Raw genomic sequence first — 19,110 nt, forward strand, 5'->3', positions numbered from 1 at the left:
CACCCATCCGCCCCGAACGCCACGTCGCCCAGTCGATCGCCACCATCCGGGCTGAACTCATCTGCACTCTCGTGCGAAGGCTCCCACGATGTCCCTGCTGCCACACAAAGTTTATGACACAGTAGTATTAGGATGCGTGCAGAGGCAGGCAAAATGCAAATGGCCGGGACGAGCCCGGCCATGACGCCTGTGGATTGTACTCCGTCCCTGGACCGACTTAGTCCAGGTGGAACTTCGCCAATTCCCGGTGCTCGCCGTAGATGCGGCGCACGGTGCCGGTGGCCGAGCGGTAGACCACCGTCTCGGTGGTGATCACCTCCTTGCCGAAGTGGACGCCTCGGGTGAGTGCGCTGTCGGTCACGCCGGTCGCCGCCACGATCACGTCGCCCCGGGCGAGGTCCGTCATGTCGTACTTCTTGCTGGGATCGGTAACGCCCATCTGGAGGGCACGGGAGCGCTTCTCCTCCGTGTCGAGGATCAGGCGGGCCTGCATCTGGCCACCGATGCAACGCAGCGCACCGGCCGCCAGCACGCCTTCAGGCGCGGCGCCGATGCCGAGATAGATGTCGATGCCGGTTTCCTCGGGCTTGGTCGTGAAGATCACACCGGCCACGTCGCCGTCCGAGATCAGGCGGACACCTGCGCCGGTCTTGCGGATGGCCGCGATTAGGTCCGCGTGGCGCGGGCGGTCGAGCACGAGGGCGGTGAGTTCGTTCACCTTCACGCCCTTCGCCTTGGCGAGGCTATGCAGGTTTTCCTCCGGCGAGGCATCGAGATCGACGACGCCGGCGGAATAGCCCGGCCCGACCGCGATCTTGTGCATGTAGACGTCGGGAGCCGCCAGCAGAGTTCCCGCCTCGGCCATGGCCATGACGGCGATGGAGCCCGGCATGTCCTTGGCGCAGAGCGTGGTGCCTTCGAGCGGATCGACGGCGATGTCGACCTTCGGGCCCTGCTTGTTGCCGACCCTCTCGCCGATGAAGAGCATGGGCGCCTCGTCGCGTTCGCCTTCGCCGATCACGACCGTGCCGTCGATGGGGAGCTTGTTCAGCTCACGACGCATGGCGTCCACGGCGGCCTGGTCGGCGGCCTTCTCATTGCCGCGGCCACGCAGCCTGGCGGAGGCCACCGCCGCGCGCTCGGTGACGCGGACGAGCTCCAGGGTCAGGATGCGCTCGATGATTTGGCCCGGTTGGACGGTAATGCCTTGCGACATGGACGTGTCGTCTCCCTCTTGTGATCGTCTGGGGCCTGAACAGGCCTGGTCGTGGGTTTATTCGCGTTCGATGCGAATGACTTGGGGCGGCTCGGCGATAAGACCATCCCCCGAGATTTTTTCCAGAGCCGAGCGGATCGCCGCTTCGGTGGCCGCGTAGGTAATGAGCACCAGCGAGACCGGCGCGCCGGAACGCCCATGCGGGTCCTTGGTGGCCGCGATCTCCGAGCGCTTCTGCAGGATGCTCTCCAGCGAGATGTCGGCCTCGGCCATGCGGGTCGCCACACCGGCGGCCACGCCCGGACGGTCATGGACCGTCAGGCGAACGTAATAGCCGCCCTCGTGGCGTTGCATGGGCGCGCGAGGCGCCTTCTCGAGCCGGTCCGTCGGGGAGCCGAAGAGCGGCTGCACGGTGCCTATAGCGACGTCGGCGATATCGGCCACGACGGCGGAGGCCGTAGCATCGCCTCCTGCCCCCGGTCCGATGAGCGTCAGCTCCCGCACCGCGTCGGCGTCGATGGTGACGGCATTCGTGACGCCCATGACCTGGGCGATGGACGATGTCCGGGGCACCATGGTCGGATGGACGCGCTGCTCGATGCCGGTCTTGGTGCGCTCGGCGACGCCCAGGAGCTTGATGCGGAAGCCCAGCTCCTTCGCCATGGCAAGGTCGAGCGGCGTGATGGAGGAGATACCCTCCACATAGATCGCCTCCGCGTCGATTTCGGTGCCGAAGGCAAGGCTGGTCAGGATGGCGAGCTTATGGGCCGTGTCGAAGCCCTCGACGTCGAAGGTCGGATCGGCCTCCGCATAGCCGAGGCGCTGGGCGTCCTTCAGGCATTCGGCGAAGGTCAGCCCCTCCAGCTCCATGCGGGAGAGGATGTAGTTGCAGGTGCCGTTGAGGATGCCGTAGAGGCGTGAGATCCGGTTGGCCGGCAGGGCCTCGCGCAGGGTCTTGATGATCGGGATGCCGCCGGCCACGGAGGCTTCGAAGGCCAGGGACACGCCCTTCTCCTCTGCCAGCTTCGCCAGTTCGAGACCGTGCTTGGCGAGCAGCGCCTTGTTGGCGGTGACCACGTGCTTGCCGAGCGAAAGGGCCGCCCGCACCGTGTCGAGAGCAGCCCCGTCCGCGCCGCCGACCAGTTCAACCACGCAATCCAGATCGGCTGCGCGCGCCAGTTCCACCGGGCTGTCGAACCACGTGAAGCGGGAGAGGTCGAAGCCCCGGTCCTTCGTCCTGTCGCGGGCCGAGATGGCCACGACCTCAACCGGCCGCCCGCCGCGCTGGGCGACGGCCTCGTTCTGGCGGTCGAGAATGCGAATGACCGATGCGCCGACGGTGCCGAGGCCGGCAATGCCGACCCGAAGGGGACGTGTCACGAACAACAGCTCCTTGAAAATCTCGGGCTGCTTTTACGACCGCCACGGTGTCCTGTCCATGCGGACGCGAAATCCCGATGTGGCGCCTTTTCTCTCCCGAGATGTCAGCCCCGGCGAACCATGGGCACGACGTTGTGGAGCGTCTGGTCGGCATTGTCGAAGAACTTGCGGATGTTACGCGCGGCCTGGCGGATGCGCTGCTCGTTTTCCACAAGTGCGATGCGGACATAGTCGTCGCCGTGCTCGCCGAAGCCGATGCCGGGAGCAACAGCCACGTCGGCCTTCTCCACCAGGAGCTTCGAGAATTCGAGGCTGCCCAGCGACCGGAACTTTTCCGGGATCTGGACCCAGGCGAACATGGAGGCGGTGGGCACCGGAACGGTCCAGCCGGCCTTGGCGAAGGAATCGATCATCACGTCGCGGCGGCGCTTATAGGTGGCGCGCATCTCACGGATGCACTCGTCCGGGCCGTTGAGGGCGGCGGTGGCCGCCACCTGAACCGGCGTGAAGGCCCCGTAGTCGAGATAGGACTTCACGCGCGCCAAGGCCGCCAGCAGACGCTCGTTGCCGACCGCGAAGCCGATGCGCCAGCCAGCCATGGAAAAGGTCTTGGACATGGAGGTGAATTCCACCGCCACGTCGATGGCGCCCGGCACCTGCAGGATGGAGGGCGGCGGATTCGATTCGTCGAAATAGACCTCCGAATAGGCCAGATCCGACAGCAGGATCAGCTCATGCTTCTTCGCGAAGGCCACGAGGTCCCGGTAGAAGTCGAGGGAAGCCACATAGGCCGTCGGGTTCGACGGATAGCAGACGACGAGCGCTACGGGCTTGGGGATCGAGTGCGCGACGGCGCGCTCGGCCGCAACGAAGAACTCCGGCGTCGGCTCGGCCGGAACCGAGCGGATGACACCGCCCGCCATCAGGAAGCCGAAGGCATGGATCGGGTAGCTCGGGTTCGGCACCAGAATCACGTCGCCCGGCTCGGTGATGGCCTGGGCCATGTTGGCGAACCCCTCCTTGGAGCCGAGGGTGGCCACCACCTGCGTATCGGGATTGAGCTTCACGCCGAAGCGGCGCTCGTAATAGCCGGCCTGGGCGCGGCGCAGGCCGCCAATGCCCTTCGAGGCCGAATAGCGGTCGGTGCGCGGCTTGCCGACGGTCTCCACCAGCTTGTCGATGACGTGCTGGGGGGCCTGGAGGTCCGGATTGCCCATCCCGAGGTCGATGATGTCCGCTCCATTGGCGCGCGCGGCGGCCTTGATGCGGTTGACCTGCTCGAAGACGTAAGGCGGGAGGCGCTTAATCCGGTAAAAGTCAGGCATGGGTCTCGTCCTCGAGCGGAATCACATGATTCCGGTATAGGTTCTAAGGCGTTCTCTTGGAATTCGTCTTCTGACGCGTCTGCTGCGACGTGTTGGCCGGTAGCTTGACCGGCTCCGGGGGCGGCGTCTTGCCAAGTTCCGCGGCCGCGGCTCCCGCGGCCTCGTTCCGGGTGCGCAGGGCATCGAGTTCCGCCTCGGCCGCCTTGATCTCGTCAGCCGTGCGCGCCGCGGTCGGGCGTTCCACGGCCGGCGTTCCGATCGGCATGTATTCCAGGTCGGCCGGACGGGAGCGCGCGACGAAGTCCGGGGTCGCAGCCAACTGCGGACCGACCCCCACGGCGGTTGCCACATCCCGGACGGGATTGAAGCTGCCATTGCAGCCGGTAAGGCACACGGCGGCAAGCATCGTCAGGCCAACGACCGAGATGCGGTGGATCGAAAGGGGCTTCGTACGCATTGTGATACCTAAGACCTGCAACATGGCTCTGGCATATCCGACAGCTCGAACGCTAAGATGTCGGAAATGCGGCTTGCGAGCAATGCTGCTGCGATAGAGGGAGATCGCCTTATGGACAAGCCATACGGTGAAGAGAAGACTCAAGGCCCGGTCCCGGACTTCGAGGAACTCTCCCGCAATATGGCCCGCTTCATCGAGGGAGCCGGCGAGGCGGCGGCCGCCTACCTCAAGCCGGTCCAGGAAGGCCAGCGCCCAGCTGCAGGAGACGCTTCGGAGGCAGTCAAATCGCTCGGTCGGGTGGCCGAAGTCTGGATGAACGATCCGCAAAAGACCTTTGAGGCCCAGTCTCGCCTCGGAACCCAGTTCCTGTCTCTCTGGGCCTCGACCCTGAAACGTGCTCAGGGTGAGTTCACCGAGCCGGTGGCCGAGCCGGAGCCAAAGGACAACCGCTTCAAGGATCCTGAATGGTCCGAGAACCCGATCTTCGACTTCCTGAAGCAGGCCTATCTCATCTCCTCCCGCTGGGCAGAGGATCTCGTGGAGAATGCGGAAGGCCTCGACGAGCGCACCCGGCATAAAGCTCAGTTCTACCTCAAGCAGCTCTCCAGCGCGCTTTCACCCTCCAACTTTCTCCTGACCAACCCGGAGCTGATCCGCGAGACGCTGCGCGAGAACGGCGCCAATCTCGTACGTGGCATGACAATGCTGGCAGAGGATATCGAGGCCGGCGGCGGCGAACTGAAGATCCGGCAATCGGACCCGAGCAATTTCAAGGTCGGCGTGAACATCGCCACCACGCCCGGCAAGGTCATCTTCCGCAACGATCTGATTGAGCTGATCCAATACACGCCTGTCACGGAGAAAGTGCTCAAGCGGCCGCTGCTGATCGTGCCGCCCTGGATCAACAAGTTCTACATCCTCGATCTCAACCCGGAGAAGAGCTTCATCCGGTGGGCCGTCTCGCAGGGCCTGACCGTCTTCTGCATCTCCTGGGTCAATCCGGCGGAGCAGCATGCCGAAAAGGGCTTCGAGCATTACATGGTGGATGGCATCTTCGCCGCGCTGGACGCCATCGAAAAGGCGACGGGCGAGAAGAAGGTGACGGCCATCGGCTACTGCGTCGGGGGCACGCTGCTGGCCACCACCCTCGCCTATATGGCGGCCAAGCGCGACAAGCGGGTCGACAGCGCCACCTTCTTCACCGCCCAGGTGGATTTCACCCATGCGGGCGACCTGAAGGTCTTCGCCGGCGAGGAGGAGGTCCGCAGCCTCGAGGCCACCATGAAGAAGCGCGGGTATCTCGAAGGCTCGCGCATGGCCAATGCCTTCAACATGCTGCGGCCCAACGATCTGATCTGGCCCTACGTGGTCAATGTCTACATGAAAGGCCAAGCGCCCTTCCCGTTCGACCTGCTCTACTGGAATGCCGACTCGACGCGCATGCCGGCGGCGAACCACGCCTTCTACCTGCGCAACTGCTACCTCGAGAACAAGCTCGCCAAGGGCGAGATGGAGCTCGCCGGCGTGAAGCTCGATCTGAAGAAGGTGAAGGCGCCGATCTTCAATCTGGCGACGAAGGAAGATCACATCGCCCCTGCCCGCTCCGTATTCGTCGGCTCGAAGGCCTTCGGCGGGCCGGTCGATTACGTGCTTGCCGGCTCCGGGCATATCGCCGGTGTCGTCAATTCTCCCAACAAGCCGAAATACCAATTCTGGACGGGCGGTCCGGTCGAGGGAGAATTGGAAGATTGGATGAAGCAGGCGACAGAGACGTCAGGCTCCTGGTGGCCCTACTGGTTCGAGTGGATCAAGGCCCAGGCGCCTCGGATGGTAGCCGCGCGAGAGCCTGGAAGCGGCAAGCTGGAACCGCTCTGCGACGCGCCGGGAACCTACGTTCTGGCGAAATCCTGAAATTCCCATGAGGAACACGCCCGGTCGTCGTCATCTGCCGGGCACCGGCACCCTCCACGTCATGGCCGGGCATGTCCTGGCCATTCCGATTGTTCGTGGTTCAGCGCCTTTCCGATCGGGATCACCGGCACAAGGCCGGTGATGACGTGAGAGCGTGTCACGGGCTCCAGTGACGTTCGGGGGACGGGTTCCGGCCCCGCCGTCGGCGGGACGGGAACGTCAAAAAGAAAGGCCGGCAAATCTGCCGGCCTTTCTGCTGTCGGTTCTTGAAAGCTCAGTACTTGCGCACGAGCGGAACCGCCGGGATCGCGACCTTTGGGTCGTCCCAACGATAGCGCAGACTCGCCGAGACGATATCCACGCTCGAGTCCACATCGGCCAGGTAGGGGAGCCCTTCGAAGTCCTGATGTCCGGGGAGGATTCGGATATCCGTCTCCTTCGAGAAGATGTGAGTGTAGGCCACGTCGAACGACAGCCTGTCGTTCCACTGATAGCTCGCACCGACCGACGCCCAGATGCGATCGTTGTCAGGTAGGCGAGTGGAGCGGATTTCCGTATCGATCGGCGATTCCTCGTAAGCCACACCGGCGCGCAGGGTCCACTGATCGTTCAGCTTGTAGTCCGCACCGACGGAGTAGAAGAACCCGTCTTCGTAGTTGAGCGGAATATCGGTGACGGCAACGCCGCCAGGACCGATCACGAGAGGCGTCTTGAGAACGCTCCAGTTCGTCCACTCGAAGCCGGTATGAACCGTGATGGCCGGCGTAATCACCTGCGAAATGCCGATCGTCACTTGGTCGGGCGTCTTCAGCTTCGCGGTGATCGGAACCCGGGCGAAAGGACCGATGGAGCCGAAGGGAGCCGACAGGTCGCCCTCGAGTTCGTGCTCGACCTGCGAACGGTAGCCGATACCGATCGTCGTCCCGGCGAACGGGGTGATCGTCACACCGGCCGTGAAGCCGAAGCCGACGTCGTCACCGTCGAGGATCGCGCTCGGAGCGCCGGGCAACGTCGCAGAGGCCGCCGGAGCGCCCGGGAACGGCACCGCCCTCTTGAGGCGGATGTCGAAGTACTGCAGCGACGGACCGACCGCGAACGAGAACCAGTCGTTCACCTTGACGCCCAGGACCGGGTTCACGTTCACAGAGAAAATCCGAGACGAACGCGAATAGAGCTGGCCGGACCAGTTCTGGCGCGGATCGGTGACGAGGCCATAGGGCGAGGTGCTGGACAGACCGACCCAGAACATGTCGTTGATCTGGTAGGAGCTGTATCCTGCCGGAACGAGCGCGTCCTCGCCGATATCGCCCGAGCCGCCAAGCGCGAAGGTCGGAACGGAGGGCAGCGGGTTGATGTCGACCCGCGGGATGATCAGCGAGGCATGCCACTCGCTCTGCCAGCCGGGCGCCATCGTGATGACAGCCGGGTTCCAGAACATCGAGGACAAGTAGCCGGAGCCCGATGCGGCACCGGCGAAGGAGTAGCCCTGCGCCGTAGCGCTCTGCTCACGAAGCGCGAAGGCACCCGCCTGCGCGCCGCCCTGAGCGACGATGAGAGCGGCCAGGGAGACCGCCGTCAGCGACAAAGAACGAGAGAGAAGACCCATGGAGTTTTCCTGCCCTTGGTATTTTCTTGATACGGGAGAATCCCGTCATGAGTGCAATGTGCCAATGCTTAAATTTGGCCGCAATCTTTTCATGAGTCTCAAACAGCACGTTAAAATTTTCTAAAGGAAGCCTGCGATTACTGAATTATACTTCAGAATGCTTTGTTAATGTCGAGAAATTTGAAAGTACGGACGGATGGTTCACATGTAAACCGATGTATAGTCGGCCTTCATCTTGAATTCAGATACCTCCGACGGATGAGTGGAAATTTCACACTTTGTGCGCGCTCGTGGCAAACCAGCAACATATTTGCGTCTGGAACGTGCATTGTAGCGGAGCGCGTTCGCGCCAATTATGCCCATGCCGTAACAAGAGGAGCGCTTGATGAAGCTGGTGAGATTTGGGGATGCTGGACGGGAGAAACCGGGACTTATCGATTCCAGTGGGCAGATTCGCGATCTCTCGGGGCTCGTTTCCGATATTGCCGGAGCAACCCTGTCGACCGAGACCCTGGATCGCATCCGCAAGACCGATCCAGGCACCCTTCCCGTCGCCCCGTCAGGCCAGCGCCTGGGCGCCTGCGTGGGACAGGTGCGCAACTTCATCGCTATCGGACTGAACTACGCCGATCATGCTGCTGAGACGGGAGCACCGATTCCGGCAGAACCGATCGTGTTCAACAAAGCCCCGTCCTGCATCGTCGGACCCAACGACGACGTGATCATCCCGCGCGGGTCCCAGAAGACCGACTGGGAAGTGGAACTCGCCATCGTGATCGGCGAGCGGGCCTCCTATATCGGGGCGAACGAGGCGTTCGACTTCGTCGCCGGCTATTGCGTCTGCAATGACGTCTCCGAGCGTGAATACCAGTTGGAGCGCGGCGGCACCTGGACCAAGGGCAAGGGCTGCCCGACTTTCGGCCCGCTCGGCCCGTGGCTCGTCACCAAGGACGAGATCCCAGATCCGCAAAACCTCTCCATGTGGCTCGACGTGAATGGCGAGCGCGCGCAGAACGGTTCGACCAAGACCATGATCTTCAACGTGGCGCAGATCGTCTCTTACGTCTCGCACTTCATGATCCTGGAGCCCGGCGACGTGATCACCACCGGCACCCCGCCCGGCGTCGGCATGGGCATGAAGCCACAGCGCTTCCTCAAGGCCGGGGATGTGGTGTCGCTCGGGATCGAGGGCCTCGGCGAACAGCGTCAACGCTTCGTCGCCTTCGAGGGACATGCGGTGGATACCAGCAAGAGCTGGAAGGGGCATTAACGGCCGGAACGCAACGGCTTACGTCATGGCCGGCCTTGTGCCGGCCATCTCGACCGGAAGAGTGCCGCGCTTCTCATGGTCGGGATCACCGGCACAAGGCCGGTGATGACGTGGGAGGTGGCATCTCCCACCTGCGGCAGCCGGGGAACCGGGCTTATATCAATCCCAGCATGAGCTGAATGTTCTGCACGGCTGCGCCCGACGCGCCTTTGCCGAGATTGTCGAGCCTCGCCACCAGCACGGCATGGTTGTAGCTGTCGTGCTGGAAGACGAAGAGTTCCAGCCGATCGGTGTCGTTCAGGGCCTCCGGCTCGATCCGCTCGGTCTTCCTGCCGTCCCGGATGGTGGGCACGACGGTGACGAGGCCGCCGCCCTGATAGTGCTTCAGAAGCACCGCCTCGAGATCCGCCGCCCTCGGCTTGCCGGGCAGCAGGTCGAGGTGAAGCGGCACGCTCACCAACATGCCCTGCCGGAAATTGCCGACGGAAGGGATGAAGATCGGCCGCCGGGTCAGGCCGGTGTATTTCTGCAGTTCGGGCACGTGCTTGTGCTCGAAGCCGAGGCCGTAGAGCTCGAAGGAAGGCGCGGTGCCGGCCTCATAGGCCTCGATCATCGAGCGCCCGCCGCCGCTATAGCCGCTGACGGCGTTCACGCTGATCGGATAATCGGCCGGGATGAGGCCTGCGTCGATCAGGGGCCGGACAAGGGCGATCGCGCCGGTCGGGTAGCAGCCGGGATTGGCCACCCGCTCCGCCTCGGCGACCGCATCGCGCTGAGCAGGCTCAAGCTCGGCAAAGCCATAGACCCAGCCGGGGCTGACCCGGTACGCCGTGCTCGCATCGAGGATCTTCGGCTTCCCGCCGCTCAAGCCATCGACGAGGGAAACCGTCTCGCGGGCCGCATCGTCGTGCAGGCAGAGCACCACGAGATCGACATCGGCCAGGATCTCGCGTTTGGCCGCCGGATCCTTGCGGCGTGCAGGATCGATGCTGCGGATGGCGACACCGGACACGTCCGTGAGGCGCTCACGGATGCCAAGACCGGTCGTACCTGCCTCTCCGTCGATGAAGACGGTTTTGGTCTTCTGGTTGAGGCCTGCTGATCTGTCGAGCGTCGCGGTCATGGTCGGTCCAATCTGTCGTCGATGCTGGAGATAGGGCGAAACGCTTGCGCCCCACAAGGTTTCAGAAACAAAAAAGCCGCGCATCGGCGCGGCTTGCGGTCAGGCTTCGGACAGCCGTTATCGCGCTCGCGCCAAGGCAGCGTTCGATCGGCGTCGGAGGATCAGCGAGACGTTGTTCATGGAATTTGTATGGGGCAGGCGACCAATCCTGTCAACAAGCGCGACCGTTTCGTCGCGACACGCCTGCGACCCTTTTGGCGGGCAATGCCCCTCAAACGAAAAGGGCGGCCCTCGGGCCGCCCTTTCCGAAATGTCTGCCTGAAGAGGCTTTAGCGCTTCGAGAACTGGAAGCTGCGGCGGGCCTTCTTCCTGCCGTACTTCTTACGCTCGACGACACGCGGATCGCGGGTCAGGAAGCCTTCCTTCTTGAGCGGGCCGCGAAGCTCCGGCTCATAGTAGGTCAGCGCCTTGGCGAGGCCGTGACGGACCGCGCCGGCCTGGCCGGAGAGACCGCCACCGTCAACGTTGACGGTGATGTCGTACTGGCCTTCGCGCTGGGCGATCTGCAGCGGCTGAGCGAGGATCATACGCAGCACGGGACGGGCGAAGTAGACCTCGACCGTACGGCCGTTGATCACGATCTTGCCGGAGCCGGGCTTGATCCACACGCGGGCAACCGCGTCCTTGCGCTTGCCGGTGGCATAGGCGCGGCCGAGCGAGTCGAGCTTCTGGACGTGCTTCGGGGCTTCCGGAGCGGCGGCCTGGGCATTGGTGCCGAGATCGGCGAGAGACTGGAGGGTCGCCATGATTATGCTCTCACGTTCTTGCTGTTGAGGGCACCAACATCCAGCGTTTCCGGCTGCTGAGCCGTATGCGGATGCTCAGCGCCGCCATAGACGCGCAGGTTGCCCAGGATCTGACGGAAGAGCGGACCGCGGGGGAGCATGCGCTCCACAGCCTTCTCGACCACTCGCTCAGGGAAGCGGCCGTCGAGAATGAACTTGGCGGTGCGTTCCTTGATGCCGCCCGGATAACCGGTGTGGTGGTAGTACACCTTCTGCTCGCGCTTGCGGCCGGTGAACACCACTTTGTCGGCGTTGATGACGATGACATTGTCGCCGCAGTCGACGTGGGGCGTGTAGTTCGCCTTGTGCTTGCCACGCAGGCGCATGGCAACGACCGAAGCGAGGCGGCCCACAACGAGGCCCTTCGCGTCGATCACAACCCACTTCTTCTCGACATCGGCGGGCTTCAGCGAAGTCGTAGTCTTCATTGCGCTGTATCCCGTTGGAGCCAAATGGCTCAGGTTCTGAAACGACAAACCGCCGCGAGATGCGGCGGCGAGTGACAGCTGTTTAGTGACACGGGACCTGGAAGTCAACATTATTATCAGCCGCCGAAGATGCATAAAACCCTTATAAAACAAGCGCTAGCATACTTGTGGTATCATGGCACCGCAATAGCGGTATCTTAATACCGTACTGATTTTTGGTTCTGCGTGAATAGCCGCTATGCTTGCCCGTGACGGCATATCCCGTTCTGCCGATTCCGAGAGGCTCCCGATGACCGACGAACTAATCTTCTTCACCAATCCCATGTCCCGTGGCCGCATCGTCCGCTGGATGCTGGAGGAAACGGGCTGCGCCTATCGAACGGAAATCCTCGCCTTCGGCCCGGACATGAAGGCCCCCGGCTATCTGGCGGTCAATCCGATGGGAAAGGTGCCGGCGATCCTCCACAAGGGAAAGATCGTCACCGAGGGGGCCGCGGTCTGTGCCTATCTGGCCGATGCCTTTCCCGAGGCTGGCCTCGCTCCGCCGCCCCATGACAGAGCCGCCTATTACCGCTGGATGTTCTTTGCGGCCGGCCCGGTGGAAGCGGCTTTGAGCAACAAGGCTTTCGGCTTCGAGGTGCCGGCCGACCGGCAGCGGGCCATCGGCTACGGCAGCATCGAGAATGTCGTCGACACCCTGGACTATGCCGTCACCCAATCCGAATACATCGCAGGCGACCGCTTCAGTGCGGCCGACATCTATGTCGGCTCGCAGATCGGCTGGGGCATGATGTTCGGCACGCTGGAGAAGCGGCCCGCCTTCGAGGCCTATTGGCAGCGGATCAGCACGCGTCCCGCTGCCCTTCGGGCAAGGGAAATCGACGATGCTCTCGTGCCCCCGAAGGCCTGAGCGTCGCCGCGTTCAACGCCGATCCGGGATCGAATAGGTCCCGGTCGCATGGCAGACCATGTCGGGGTTGCCTTCGGAATAAATCGACACGTCGCCGACCGCGAGCCGCTTGCCCAGTTTGAGCAGGCGGCAATCGGCGATGAGGGCGCGGGGCTCGGGTTTCCTGAGGAAATTGAAGTTGAGGCTCGTGGTGACGGCGAGCGCCACGGGGCCGATATGAGCGAGAATCGCGGCGTAGAGCGCGAGGTCCGCGAGCGCCATCATGGCCGGGCCCGAGATCGTGCCGCCCGGGCGCAGGTGGCGCTCGTGGTATTCCATGCGCATCCGGGCCGAAAGAGGCCCGATCCCGTCCACGAAATAGCTGCGCCCGCCCGCATGCATCTGCGGAAATTCCTGGTCGAGGAAGGCCGCGAGGTCGTCTCGGGTCATGATCGGATGGTGAGATGACATTAATATGCGATGCTCATTGAACTGCCCTGCCCTATCCCATACGTTCCGCCCATGAGCCACGACAATTACCCGAACGAATATATCCGCGGCATCCTCAACAGCGTGAAGACCATCGCGCTGGTCGGCACGTCGTCAAACCCGGCGCGTCCGAGCTGGATCGTCACCAAGTACCTGCTGGAGCGAGGCTACGACGTGATTCCGATCAATCCGGGACTGGCCGGCGGCGAGCTTCTCGGCAAGCCCGTCTATGCCTCCTTGAAGGACGTGCCCTTCCCTATCGACATGGTCGAGATCTTCCGCAACTCGGAAGCCGCCGGCCCGCTCACCGACGAAGCCTTGGCCCTCGATCCGTTGCCCAAGGTTCTCTGGATGCAGCTCTCCGTTCGCAACGACGAAGCCGCCGCCAAGGCCGAGGCCAAGGGCCTGAAGGTCGTCATGGACCGCTGCCCAAAGATCGAGTTCGGACGCCTCTCCGGCGAGATTTCCTGGCAGGGCGTGAACTCACGGATGCTGAGCTCCAAAAAGCCGGTTCTTTCCGGCAAGGGCTTCCAGAAGCTCAGCCTCAACCGGCCTTGAGGGAAATCCGTAACGCGGAGGGTGTGAGTGGTTTCCCATCCTCTCGGCTGCATGTCCATGCGGGAGTGGCTCGATCCTTGGTCGCACTCTCCCCGACCCGTATCCGCCTTCGTCATCGCCGGGCTTGCCCCGGCCATCCCGACGCTGTGAGGCGCGGTCGCTTCAGACCATCGGGATCATTGCCCTGGACACCCTCTCCCGTATGGCCGGCCCTGGTATCGATACGGGGATCGGTCCCGGCCATCCGCTTTCAGATCCATCGCCCTCATCCTAAGGAACAGCCGTGAGGCTGCGTCTCGAAGGAGTGTCCGGAGAGCACTGAACTCCTCCTTCGAGACGCCGCTTGCAGCGGCTCCTCAGGATGAGGGTGAGCGAGACGATCGAGACCACGGCCCTCGACACCCACTGCCGTCATGGCCGGGCCTGTCCCGGCCATCCCGATCCGGAAAAGCTCAGCTCTTCGATCTATCGAGATCACCGGCACAGGGCCGGTGATGACGCCGGAGAATATCAGGGCCGAACGGAGTCCACCGATTCACGCCGTCAGTCTTAAGGCCCTCATTCTGCGGAGAATGGTCTAAGCAATCCGTCTCGAAGGGCGTAGGAGAGCACAGAATAGAAGCCGGTCTTTCGGCATGAGGGTGGAGCGAGAGAAGACGGCTCCACCCGCACAGGGCCGCGGTCGACACTGGGGCTGCCCAACACGCTCCTTGACGGACGAACAATACGTTCTTTAAATAGAACGCATCCATTTCCTAGAGGAACGCCCCGATCATGACCGACCGTCTGCCAGGCTTCAACACGCTCGCCATTCACGCCGGAGCGGCTCCTGATGCTGCGACTGGTGCCCGTGCGACGCCGATCTATCAGACCACGTCCTTCGTGTTCGACGACGTGGACCATGCGGCTTCGCTCTTCGGCCTGCAGGCGTTCGGCAACATCTATTCCCGCATCGGCAACCCGACCTGCTCCGTCCTCGAGGAGCGCGTCGCGGCCCTGGAAGGCGGCACCGCGGCGCTGGCCGTCGCCTCGGGTCACGCGGCGCAATTCCTGGTGTTCCACACGCTGCTCCAGCCCGGCGACGAGTTCGTCGCGGCCAAGAAGCTCTATGGCGGCTCGATCAACCAGTTCAACCACGCCTACAAGAACTTCGCCTGGAACGTGGTCTGGGCCGATTCGGACGATCCGTCGTCCTTCGAGGCGGCCATCACCCCGAAGACCAAGGCGATCTTCGTCGAGTCCATCGCCAACCCGGGCGGCGTGATCGTCGATCTCCAGGCGATCGCGGCCATCGCCAAGAAGCACCGCATCCCCTTCATCGTCGACAACACGATGGCCTCGCCCTACCTGATCCGCCCCTTCGAGCACGGCGCGGACATCATCGTCCATTCGGCCACCAAGTTCCTCGGCGGCCATGGCAACTCGATCGGCGGCGTGATCGTCGATGGCGGTTCGTTCAACTTCGCCGGCGACGACCGCTATCCCATGCTGTCCAAGCCGCGTCCGGAATATGCCGGCATGGTGCTCGGTGAAACCTTCGGCAATTTCGGCTTCGCCATCGCCTGCCGCGTTCTCGGACTGCGGGACCTCGGCCCGGCGCTGTCGCCGTTCAACGCCTTCCTGATCCTCAACGGCATCGAGACCCTGCCGCTGCGCATGCAGCGCCACTCGGATAACGCCCTCACGGTCGCCGAGCATCTGGAGGGCCACAGCAAGATCTCCTGGGTCAGCTATCCAGGCCTGCGTTCGGACCGCTACCATAACCTCGCCAAGCAGTACTGCCCCAAGGGCGCCGGCGCGGTGTTCACCTTCGGCCTCAAGGGCGGCTATGAGGCCGGCGTGAAGCTGGTCTCGAATCTCAAGCTGTTTTCGCATCTGGCCAATATCGGCGACACGCGCTCCCTGGTGATCCACCCGGCCTCGACCACTCACCGCCAGCTCACCGATGAGCAGAAGACGCAGGCGGGAGCTGGGCCGGAGGTGGTGCGTCTCTCCATCGGCCTCGAGGACACGCAGGATTTGATCGACGACCTCAACCAGGCTCTTGACGCTGCGTAATCTCCATTCTCCCTTTCAAAGCCTCACCTCGTCATGGCCGTCCCCGGACTTGATCCGGGGATCAGTCCCGGCCATCCCGATGATGTGAAGCGTCACGCCTCTCGGATCGGGATCACCGGCACAAGGCCGGTGATGACGGACGGGGAAGAGTCGTCCTACGATGATTTGGCAAACAAAAAGGGCGGCCCGAGAGCCGCCCTTTTTGTTGAGATGAAACTCGCCACTCACGCAGCGCGAGAAGTGCCGGCTTTCTTGTAGGTGTTGTGGATCGTGTTGAGCGAACGCTCGAGGGCCGTCCAGAGGCGGCCGATTTCATCGGCTCCTTGGGAACCCGCATCGTATTCCCGTGCGCCCTCACCCGTTGCGAGGGAGAGCGTGAGTTCAGGGCGATGCGTGATCTGGCCGGCCCAGACCGGAACCTGGAGCGCATTCAGGGCGCCGCGCGCATCGGCGACCACATGAGCCTCGGTATCTCCGTGCTTGGCCGGAGCGGCATTGATCACCGCGGCGTAAGGCTTGCGATGTTCGCGAGCGAGGGCGACCGTATCCTGCAGGGCGGCAATGTCGAACAGGCTCGCGCGCGCGGGAATGATCACGAGGGTGGCCTGCTTGATCGCTTCGGCGACGATCGAAGACTTGTTCGGCGGCGTATCGACGAGAACCCACTCGTAACCTTCGCGTTTCGCCTCCCTGAGGGCCTCGGCGATGTTGCGCACATTGTGCTTGAGGCCCAGGTATTCCTGATTGCGGATCTTGTGCCAGAGCGACAAGGAGCCCTGCGGATCGTTGTCGATCAGCAATGTGGGGCGCGAAGGGTTGGCGATATAACTCGCGAGGTGAGCAGCAAGCGTGCTCTTACCCGAGCCGCCTTTCCGCGAAGCAAAGACCAGCACATTCATGCCTGACTCCTCATAAGCCTGTTCCTACAGCCCTGAACCTAGGGGTTAAGCCTATCTTAATATTGTTCACCTGTAGCAGAGCAAGTACTAATTTCCTAATTCCTGCCGTATTCCCACTACGATTTTTCTCGCTCGTTGACTTCGATTGCTCAATCCGGAGCGATTTATCAGCATCAGGCTGGATTTGCGCAGCTTCATGAACGTAGTCGCCATGTTTCCGACCTGAGTCGAGAAACGTCTCTTCAGAAAGCCGAGTCTTAGAAAAACCGTGAGGGACAGGGCCGGCCGGAATTATGAAGTCAGTTCAAAGATCGATTTTCCTTACTCGACCCGCCGTTCAAGCTTTGCGATGGATCGATGTCCCGAAGCTTGCCATGAATTCCTAAGCTGAAACACGTTTTCAGAGTCGGAACCACCCTCCTGCTTGGCCGTTAAGCTCCAGACTTCAACAGTCTAGGAGCTGACAAATGTCTAAGAAAATCTTGTTTGCAGGCGCTGTTCTTGTGGCCCTCGCGCCCGTTGGCGCCTTCGCTCAGTCCGGCGGCGCCGCTGCCGGTGCAACCACCGGCGCCGTAGGTGGCGCCATCGTTGGCGGTCCGATCGGCGCGGCCGTCGGCGGCGTGACGGGCGCGATCGTGGGCGGACTCGCCGATCAGCAGCAGCCGCGTTTCCGCCAGTATGTGGTGACGCAGGGCGTTCCGTCCTACCGCTACACGGAAGAGGTTCGCGTCGGCGCGACTCTCCCGGCTTCCGGCGTGCAGTACTATGAAGTTCCGGCCGAGTATGGCGTGAGCAACTACCGCTACACCGTCGTGAACGACACTCCGGTTCTGGTCGAGCCCGGCACCCGCCGCATCGTCCAGATCGTCCGCTAAGCTACGGCGGAGACGAGTTTGGGGCGGCCTCGACGGCCGCCCTTTTCTTATGTCAGATCGTGCTCACGCGGGCATGGACGACCGCCATGGCGAGCACGGCCATGGCAAACACCTGATGCGCCAATCCGGCCCATAGCGGCACCGCGAGCAGAAGAGTCACGATCCCGAGAGCCATCTGCGCCAGCGCCAAACCGGCCATGCCCGTCGCGCGACCGGCGGTCCTGGAAGACTTGGCCTGCCGGTGGATGGTCCAGGCATGCCACACGGCAAAAGCCACGATGGCATAGGCCACGAGGCGGTGGTTGAACTGAACCAGGATGACGTTGTCGACGAAATTCTCGATCCAGGGCCTGACCACGAACAGGGCCGAGGCCGGTGGAACGAGAGCGCCATCCATCAACGGCCAGGTGTTATAGGTCAGGCCGGCCTTCGACCCGGCCACGAGACCGCCAAGCGCGATCTGGAACAGGATCAGGCCAACGAGAATACGGGGTGCATAACCTGCCGGTGCCTCTTGCCGCACGGCGTCGGAACGATCCTTCAGACCCGCTGCCACCCAAACGAGGCAAGCCAGAATGATGCTGGCCACCGTCAGGTGCAAGGCCAGCTTGATCGGCGCAACGGCGGTCATGCCCGGCTCGAGGCCGGATGCCACCATGATCCAGCCAATGGCGCCCTGAAGGCCTCCCAGGGCTCCGATGCCGAGAACGGTCAGTGCCAGCCTGCCTTTGATCACTCCCCTCGCCCAGAACCAGACCAGGGGCAGAAAAAAGACAAGGCCGATCAAACGGCCGAGCTGCCGGTGCCCCCACTCCCAGGCGTAGATGAATTTGAACTCCGACAGGGTCATGCCCTTGTTGACGAGTTCATACTGCGAAATCTGCCGGTATTTCTCGAACTCCGCCATCCAGGCCTGCTCGGTCAGCGGCGGAATGGCGCCGGTGACAGGCTTCCATTCCGTGATCGAGAGACCGGAGCCGGTCAGGCGCGTGGCACCGCCGACCGCAACCATCAGGACAACCAGGGCAGCGAGGCAGTAGATCCAGGTACGAACGGCCGACAGGGATCGGCTTTGAGGCACGCGCGCCAAAGACACGCCCTCGGTGGAGGCTGCGACAGCCATGCTCACTCTCATTGTCGATTAAGGCTTGAACCCAGGATACGGACGTCACATAGAGGCTATGCGTCCAGGAGGCAATTCATGCCGGTGACGCACCGTTACGGCGCGATGGTGATAATTCAAGGATTTCGGCCATGGGCATTCGCTTCCGCAAGCTGATCGGCACAGTGGTGATGCTCGCCTTCATCATCTTCTATGCGCTGTTCGCGATGGCGATCGCCGAAGGCCGGATTACCCAGGCGCCGAAGCTGGTTCAGACCCTCGCCTATATCGTGCTCGGCCTGATCTGGATCGTCCCGCTCATGCCACTCGTCCGCTGGATGGCGAAGCTGGACAAGTCCTAGAGTACCGCGCGGAACCTGAGGTCCGCGTCAGCGAAAAGCGGACCGGGTTTGCCGTATCAGATGATCGGCATGTTGAGGAACTGGGCATTCGCCAAGTCCCAAAGGTGGCGGCGACTTTTGAGCCCAGTGCTCTAGTGTTCTGTCACTGACGAGTGATTCCGAAATCCGATCCGACGTGCGATCCTGCTCGGATGGGCAAGATCGAACGCATTGAGGTTCCCGCCGCTGATCGAGATCGCTTGGAGAGCTTGGTCGGTGACCGCAACACATCCCAGAAGGTCGTCTGGCGGGCTCGGATTGTTCTGCTGGCTGGTGAG

At 62.8% G+C, this 19,110-nt stretch carries 19 protein-coding genes; 8 read left to right on the forward strand and 11 right to left on the reverse strand.

The genetic code is table 11. The annotated features are described in order from the left end of the window. Nucleotides 1–217 precede the first annotated feature (217 nt). The 4 genes from glpX to FS320_RS23890 form a co-directional block, all read right to left on the reverse strand. Nucleotides 218–1,216 (reverse strand): class II fructose-bisphosphatase, encoded by a 999-nt coding sequence (gene glpX / locus FS320_RS23875; protein ID WP_152714419.1) that lies wholly within the window; start codon nucleotides 1,214–1,216, stop codon nucleotides 218–220. Nucleotides 1,217–1,273: 57 nt separating this feature from the next. Beyond that, on the reverse strand, nucleotides 1,274–2,596 hold the full coding sequence (locus FS320_RS23880; RefSeq protein ID WP_162003193.1) for a homoserine dehydrogenase: 1,323 nt from the start codon (nucleotides 2,594–2,596) through the stop codon (nucleotides 1,274–1,276). A 104-nt stretch (nucleotides 2,597–2,700) separates the two neighbouring features. Next, on the reverse strand, nucleotides 2,701–3,921 hold the full coding sequence (locus tag FS320_RS23885; protein WP_152714421.1) for an LL-diaminopimelate aminotransferase: 1,221 nt from the start codon (nucleotides 3,919–3,921) through the stop codon (nucleotides 2,701–2,703). Nucleotides 3,922–3,964: 43 nt separating this feature from the next. Beyond that, nucleotides 3,965–4,378 carry a hypothetical protein gene (locus FS320_RS23890; RefSeq protein ID WP_152714422.1) on the reverse strand — a complete coding sequence of 138 codons (414 nt, stop codon included), beginning with the start codon at nucleotides 4,376–4,378 and terminating at the stop codon, nucleotides 3,965–3,967. A 111-nt stretch (nucleotides 4,379–4,489) separates the two neighbouring features. Between FS320_RS23890 and FS320_RS23895 the strand changes: the two genes are divergently transcribed. Continuing rightward, nucleotides 4,490–6,289 carry a PHA/PHB synthase family protein gene (locus tag FS320_RS23895; RefSeq protein WP_152714423.1) on the forward strand — a complete coding sequence of 600 codons (1,800 nt, stop codon included), beginning with the start codon at nucleotides 4,490–4,492 and terminating at the stop codon, nucleotides 6,287–6,289. A 274-nt stretch (nucleotides 6,290–6,563) separates the two neighbouring features. Here FS320_RS23895 and FS320_RS23900 read toward each other — a convergent pair whose 3' ends face one another. Then, complete coding sequence (locus FS320_RS23900; protein WP_152714424.1) at nucleotides 6,564–7,895, reverse strand: OmpP1/FadL family transporter; 1,332 nt, start codon at nucleotides 7,893–7,895, stop codon at nucleotides 6,564–6,566. Nucleotides 7,896–8,280: 385 nt separating this feature from the next. Between FS320_RS23900 and FS320_RS23905 the strand changes: the two genes are divergently transcribed. Further along, nucleotides 8,281–9,165: a fumarylacetoacetate hydrolase family protein gene (locus FS320_RS23905; protein ID WP_152714425.1), complete on the forward strand. Its 885-nt coding sequence runs from the start codon at nucleotides 8,281–8,283 to the stop codon at nucleotides 9,163–9,165. A gap of 154 nt (nucleotides 9,166–9,319) precedes the next feature. Here the strand turns inward: FS320_RS23905 and argC are convergent, their stop codons facing one another. The 3 genes from argC to rplM form a co-directional block, all read right to left on the reverse strand. Beyond that, nucleotides 9,320–10,288 carry an N-acetyl-gamma-glutamyl-phosphate reductase gene (argC, locus tag FS320_RS23910; protein ID WP_152714426.1) on the reverse strand — a complete coding sequence of 323 codons (969 nt, stop codon included), beginning with the start codon at nucleotides 10,286–10,288 and terminating at the stop codon, nucleotides 9,320–9,322. Nucleotides 10,289–10,617: 329 nt separating this feature from the next. Continuing rightward, on the reverse strand, nucleotides 10,618–11,094 hold the full coding sequence (gene rpsI / locus FS320_RS23915) for a 30S ribosomal protein S9 (RefSeq protein ID WP_152714427.1): 477 nt from the start codon (nucleotides 11,092–11,094) through the stop codon (nucleotides 10,618–10,620). A gap of 2 nt (nucleotides 11,095–11,096) precedes the next feature. Beyond that, on the reverse strand, nucleotides 11,097–11,561 hold the full coding sequence (rplM, locus tag FS320_RS23920) for a 50S ribosomal protein L13 (protein ID WP_152714428.1): 465 nt from the start codon (nucleotides 11,559–11,561) through the stop codon (nucleotides 11,097–11,099). Between the two features lie 289 nt (nucleotides 11,562–11,850). On the opposite strand from rplM, the gene FS320_RS23925 reads away from it, so the two are divergent. Next, on the forward strand, nucleotides 11,851–12,471 hold the full coding sequence (locus FS320_RS23925) for a glutathione S-transferase family protein (protein ID WP_152714429.1): 621 nt from the start codon (nucleotides 11,851–11,853) through the stop codon (nucleotides 12,469–12,471). A gap of 12 nt (nucleotides 12,472–12,483) precedes the next feature. On the opposite strand, the gene FS320_RS23930 is transcribed toward FS320_RS23925, so the two are convergent. Next, nucleotides 12,484–12,900, reverse strand: a complete 417-nt coding sequence (locus FS320_RS23930; protein WP_162866301.1) for a PaaI family thioesterase — start codon at nucleotides 12,898–12,900, stop codon at nucleotides 12,484–12,486. Between the two features lie 72 nt (nucleotides 12,901–12,972). Between FS320_RS23930 and FS320_RS23935 the strand changes: the two genes are divergently transcribed. The 3 genes from FS320_RS23935 to FS320_RS23940 all read left to right on the forward strand — a co-directional run bounded on the left by FS320_RS23935 (nucleotide 12,973) and on the right by FS320_RS23940 (nucleotide 15,555). After that, nucleotides 12,973–13,497 (forward strand): CoA-binding protein, encoded by a 525-nt coding sequence (locus tag FS320_RS23935; RefSeq protein ID WP_152714431.1) that lies wholly within the window; start codon nucleotides 12,973–12,975, stop codon nucleotides 13,495–13,497. A 27-nt stretch (nucleotides 13,498–13,524) separates the two neighbouring features. Next, nucleotides 13,525–13,647: a hypothetical protein gene (locus FS320_RS49840; RefSeq protein ID WP_274597206.1), complete on the forward strand. Its 123-nt coding sequence runs from the start codon at nucleotides 13,525–13,527 to the stop codon at nucleotides 13,645–13,647. Between the two features lie 624 nt (nucleotides 13,648–14,271). Then, nucleotides 14,272–15,555, forward strand: coding sequence for an O-acetylhomoserine aminocarboxypropyltransferase (locus FS320_RS23940; RefSeq protein ID WP_152714432.1), 1,284 nt, complete (start codon nucleotides 14,272–14,274; stop codon nucleotides 15,553–15,555). 224 nt (nucleotides 15,556–15,779) lie between these two features. Here FS320_RS23940 and FS320_RS23945 read toward each other — a convergent pair whose 3' ends face one another. After that, entirely contained in the window at nucleotides 15,780–16,454 is a 675-nt protein-coding gene (locus FS320_RS23945; RefSeq protein ID WP_152714433.1) for a ParA family protein, read from the reverse strand. Nucleotides 16,455–16,921: 467 nt separating this feature from the next. On the opposite strand from FS320_RS23945, the gene FS320_RS23950 reads away from it, so the two are divergent. Further along, nucleotides 16,922–17,329 carry a DUF1236 domain-containing protein gene (locus tag FS320_RS23950; RefSeq protein WP_152714434.1) on the forward strand — a complete coding sequence of 136 codons (408 nt, stop codon included), beginning with the start codon at nucleotides 16,922–16,924 and terminating at the stop codon, nucleotides 17,327–17,329. Between the two features lie 52 nt (nucleotides 17,330–17,381). On the opposite strand, the gene FS320_RS23955 is transcribed toward FS320_RS23950, so the two are convergent. Then, nucleotides 17,382–18,452, reverse strand: coding sequence for a COX15/CtaA family protein (locus tag FS320_RS23955; protein WP_152714435.1), 1,071 nt, complete (start codon nucleotides 18,450–18,452; stop codon nucleotides 17,382–17,384). Nucleotides 18,453–18,583: 131 nt separating this feature from the next. Here FS320_RS23955 and FS320_RS23960 point away from each other — a divergent pair, with 131 nt between their 5' ends. After that, nucleotides 18,584–18,793, forward strand: a complete 210-nt coding sequence (locus tag FS320_RS23960; RefSeq protein ID WP_152714436.1) for a DUF2842 domain-containing protein — start codon at nucleotides 18,584–18,586, stop codon at nucleotides 18,791–18,793. Nucleotides 18,794–19,110: the final 317 nt, after the last annotated feature.

This window comes from Microvirga tunisiensis (assembly GCF_009296175.1).
GTDB classification, from domain to species: domain Bacteria; phylum Pseudomonadota; class Alphaproteobacteria; order Rhizobiales; family Beijerinckiaceae; genus Microvirga; species Microvirga tunisiensis.